This is a genomic window from Limosilactobacillus pontis DSM 8475 (assembly GCF_001435345.1).
Taxonomy (GTDB): domain Bacteria; phylum Bacillota; class Bacilli; order Lactobacillales; family Lactobacillaceae; genus Limosilactobacillus; species Limosilactobacillus pontis.
The window spans coordinates 1-4435 of sequence record NZ_AZGO01000001.1 but is presented as its reverse complement, the minus strand read 5'-3'; the positions used below and the strand labels follow the sequence as shown (position 1 = coordinate 4435).

The 4435-nt window shown below is 41.8% G+C and carries 3 protein-coding genes; all 3 read right to left on the bottom strand.

Features of this window, described 5'->3' with window-relative positions; translation table 11 throughout:
- Positions 1-551: 551 nt before the first annotated feature.
- The 3 genes from FD34_RS00015 to FD34_RS00005 all read right to left on the bottom strand — a co-directional run bounded on the left by FD34_RS00015 (position 552) and on the right by FD34_RS00005 (position 4098).
- A complete protein-coding gene (locus tag FD34_RS00015; RefSeq protein WP_057805523.1) occupies positions 552-1178 on the bottom strand; it encodes a hypothetical protein in 627 nt (208 codons plus the stop codon).
- 293 nt (positions 1179-1471) lie between these two features.
- On the bottom strand, positions 1472-2257 hold the full coding sequence (locus tag FD34_RS00010) for a hypothetical protein (protein ID WP_057805521.1): 786 nt from the start codon (positions 2255-2257) through the stop codon (positions 1472-1474).
- 1289 nt (positions 2258-3546) lie between these two features.
- The gene (locus FD34_RS00005) at positions 3547-4098 is read right to left on the bottom strand and encodes a MerR family transcriptional regulator (RefSeq protein ID WP_057805518.1); all 552 of its coding nucleotides are present in this window, start codon (positions 4096-4098) and stop codon (positions 3547-3549) included.
- Between the last annotated feature and the right edge of the window lie 337 nt (positions 4099-4435).

Here is a 4435-nt window from a genome sequence, read left to right as displayed (position 1 = left end):
CTTTAATTCGCTGTATGCAACCCTAAACAATTCAAGCGCACAGTTTTTCATATGGTAGAGTAATCCAGCCATAATCATGCTCAGATTATCTAGCTACTACGCTAATCACTCTCACAGCTCATTCAGTGTGTTTTAATATAAAATACATATAATTGTGTTGAATTTATTAAAACGACTCAGAATTGCTCTCGTGGTCTTATAGGGCTATACCCCCTACTTAAAAAATTCCGTGGTGTGTGAATGAAGCTACTGATTACCACCACCCCTTATATAATTCTTCTCTTAGTGGGAAGTACCCCCTTAGATAACCAACAATATTTGTTAAATTTTAGATACCCCTATCATTTTGGCTGCCAAAATATTGACTTTGTGAAAAGTATATCCCCTCATGTATTACCTATATATAGGTGTTCACGTGGGGTGTTCAATTTCACTTTCACAATCTTTTTTTGTAATGGCCGTTGCTCTCGTTTCCCTCTTTTAGGGCGTTCCGAAGATTGTAAATACTTTATAAAACGTGCATTTTATAGTTGGTTATTCTGCCACCATTTTTAGATTAGTTCATCATCAATGACCAACTCGCCGCGCTTGTATTTCGTTGCCATTTGAGTTGCTATGCTCTCATAGCGATAATGAACGGCACGGGGTAGTATCTCGACATTGAAAATGGTGTTCCCTCGCTGGTCCAGTTTCAGCCACGGTTTAATGTGATGGCAAGGATAAGCACGGGGACACGCAATTGCCCTCTCATATAGATCGTATTGTTTACTTACTTGTAGCCACGCCAGCGCAACGATACGGTGAAGCCCTTTGCCATTTACCATTAAGCAATCGCGTTTGCCGTTGGTTCGGTGATAGTGTGGCTCTATCTCATGCCGTCCGTTCTTGTCGTACACCTTGCCAGTCAACACGTCCACACGCAGGCCGTCAAGGTCTTTGCCTATATCCTTGATAGTTATCATCAAACGTCCGTAGCGGTCCTTGCGATGTGCTAAGGTGTACGCTTCTTTCTTAGCGTCCGCCCCTTGTACACGCAGCACTAACCTTTTCTGCTTATCACTCAACGGCAAGCGGTCCACGTCTACATAAGTGCGTACACCACTTCGCAGGTCCATAGGTACATGATAACTGAACGGGTAGTTCTCTGTGTCCAGCTCATATCCCTTAATCCTTTTCACTTACTCACTCTCTTATTTTCTTACATTTAGTTAGCCAATTTTAGGTGGAAGTGTCATTTCTAATTTATAACACTTCCGAAATCCCCATTTTAAGGCGTTTCGCTATTTTTAGGCGGCCACCATCGCTCATTATAACGATTGCTATAAGATAAATCCTAATTCTTCGTTTAGGTCGCTTTTCCGATGTGTTATTTCTTTATCGGTAATCTGGTCCAGTTCGCTCATTACTCACCAGCCTAATCTTGACGGCCGATCCATCTTGCTAAGTCGTTTCCGTGTTGTCTAAACGGCGATTAGGCCACCACTCGCAACAAAAATCCGCCTTTTAGCTCGGTGCATATCCAACTAACTAACCGCTCGGCCTGGATTTGCTCGGCCAAGTAATAGTGTTTGTTGTGATATTTGTTGCGATTAACAACTAAATTCCAGGCCATGATTTTATGTTCAATCAACCATTGGATAGTATTCCGAACCGTGGCCACTGGTAGATTGACCCGCTCGGCAATCCAACTATTACCCCGGCCCTTATATACTACATTGTCGTTTGGCCCGCCCTTCTCACCTTCAAAAATCATTGATCTTATGCCAAGGTAAACGGCCAGACGGTTAAACGTTGCAATCCCGTGCGACTGGTCAAGTATGGCTTGATAAGTGCTTGCATAGATCTTACTAAAGCCACCCTCGACAGACTGAATAGGCGGGAAGTCAAGCTTGATACAATCCCCGTCAATCGTTATTACCTCGGCCTCTACCAACTCTCTCAATAAGTCGTGGACAAGTGCCCGTTGATTGCTGTTCTTGATACCTAACCATCGCAGAATAGTAGTCTCACTTACTCTCTCAATCACTCGCTCATTATCGACCGCAGGGACTGGTCCAGCTTGCATCGCAAGGATTACCAGCAACCCATAGGCTCGACTTGATAACTCCATATCAAACACTGATTTAGGAAGCCAGCCCCACGCTCCCGGCTTCTTCTCTTCTAGATCGTGCTTTATAAGCGATTTATACATCACTTGTAGGCGTTGCTCGCCCTTGTCATGATTTCGTCTTATTTCAAACGGCTTGGTACCGTCCACGATCTTTTGAACTTCTTTCTTGTCCAGATTGATAACCTCCTATAAATGTTGATACACAGGCGTTGAGAATACGTCACCATTAAGGTGGCGTATTAAATTACACCTTTACCCTATATATTCTCTCTTTAATAATTGTATCTTTCATTTACTACCATTAGTGTGTATACATTGAATAGATAGTTTTAATATAGTATGTAGCCACTGCATAGTATATTTTTAGGTGGTCAATAGCTATGCTCCAACTGCACGGTCACATATCACTACTCAACTCATAGTCCCCACAATACCATGGAAGCCCCTATATTATGTCGTTCTTGACGTGAAAGCATTGAAATATCTTCAAAATTGGTTAGACCATTTAGTTGTATAGGCTTCTTTATCGTTGCTATTAAGGGCATAGTCGCCCTTAAGCCCCACCAAAGTAATGCGGTAGCATCATCATCACACTTAGCCTGTCTGTGGCTAAAATGTGACAAAACGATAGCATATCGTTACACTCATTGCTCATTTACTCAACTAACAATTCATATCATTAGCTCAGTAAATGAGTAATGCAGACAGTTTAAGCTCATCCAGCCCTTGCCCCTTTTATTCCTCTCTATACCTGTTAGGCGGTCGGTTTTTTGTTCCTAATTGCCGTCTTATTATACGTGCGACGTTCGACGATAAACTCGTTAAAACTCGTGTTTAATAAAAGGGTTGTCTTTAGCATTTCCTAGACATCCAGCCACGTCTTTAGCCATATGCGATAATAGCAAGGTTTAGCATACCAATGATGTTAACTACAAGCCTGGCGCGTCTCCAGGCTCACGGACGCTTTCGGGATACTACCACGGTGCAGAGTCACTGCTTGCGAGTTTAACCGGTTGTGAACCAAAAGAAAAAGCCGACTAGATTAACTAGTCGGCTTTCATAGTTTTTAGGGTTTGATTTCACTGATATTTTTTGTGTAGCTATATCTTGAAATATTAGTCTATTTCATCTAAAATTAATTATATTAAAGAAATAGACAACCCCGATTGACTACTCCAATTAGTTAATCGGTAGCTCGTTAAAGTACGCCAATACTTTAACGGGCTTTTTCTTTACTCTTTTCGTATTAAGTTGTTAATCTCATTAAAGCTGAATTTGTAATCATTTACAAGGGTTTCTTTTTTGACTTCAAAGTGACTTCAAAACGCTGTAACCCTTGATACACAAGGATTTAAGACATTCTTTACTCAAATGTATAGCTAAAAATAAAAAGCGCCCTAGCCCCTTGATACATATAGGATTAGGCGCTTTTTTTATTAAAATTTGATTTTTTTCTTTTTTCCGAAAAGTCGTTGGAAAAATGACAGGTTTCCTGCTTCTCCCTGGTCGTCCTCATTCGTCTTGTGAGACATTCTGGTGTCCTCGTCGCTCTCTTCTGTGTCTTGACTGCTAGAAGAGCTTACAACGTCTCCCGTGGCTTCCTGTGGTTCCTCTAGTCGCTTGATCTGGTCCGCTTGTCTTAATTGCAATTGTTGAGATTGACTAAGATTGATTTGAGCCATCTTAAGCTGTTCGTTGAGTTGGTCGATCTGGTGTCGCTGGTCCTCAATCTGCTCCCGTAGTGTCTGGATAATCTCATCTTTTGCGGCCGTCTTAGTGGCCGTTTTAGTTCCCGTCTTAGACTTAGAACTGTAATAATCTATGATGCGCTGGCAATCCTTGGCGCTGTAGTATTTTCGGTTGTATTCCCCCGTTTTAGTTGGCTTTAGTTTCCACTTTTTAACTAAAGCTGCAATTGACGCCCCTGATACCCCTGTAACCCTTGATAATTCTGTGATTGTCATTGGTTTAGTCTTAGTCTTAGTCATAGTTTAGCCGCCTCTTTACCTAAGGCCATTATAACACCTCACAATGAACTGATATCGGTTCCATATTTTAGCAGGCTCGGCCGTGATCGTCTCTCATAATCAGAAAATAGCCCAAATATTAGTTCGTGGCCCTTGTTTAGCTGTCTTATGGCCATTTCCCCGCGAACTAATAGCAATTCCCTTTTTAAGCGGTCTAAAAGCGATTCCATCCCCTATATACGGCTATTTTTGCAAAAAATCGCTGGTGTGTGAGTATATCTGCTCAATTCCCCCATTCCACCAACTCCCAAAATCACCCCTCATAGCCTATCCCTATGGCCTTGACGGTACAAAAAAA